Source organism: Bartonella sp. AA2SXKL (assembly GCF_042197205.1).
Lineage (GTDB): Bacteria > Pseudomonadota > Alphaproteobacteria > Rhizobiales > Rhizobiaceae > Bartonella.
This window is the reverse complement of the sequence record NZ_JBHIRN010000201.1, coordinates 1-277: the sequence shown is the minus strand read 5'-3', so window position 1 is coordinate 277 and position 277 is coordinate 1.

Genomic DNA, 277 nt, shown 5'->3' with positions numbered 1-277 from the left:
TTCTTTTTCATCTCACTTAAGCTTTCCCAAAAACAGTATAAATTTTGCTCGATAATGCGTGTAATTATCCAACTTTACAATTTGATTCAGATGCTAGAAATCGCTATGCTTGCTTTAACAGACCTAATCATGCGTTTCAATTCACAGATAATGAAGATAAACATTGAAGTAAATAAAAAAGGGTATCAAAGCCTCACTTGAAGGAAACGAGCGCGTAAAAATGGATAATAAAACTGATAATAAAAACAATTTAACCCCACAATCGGCTCCCTCATCT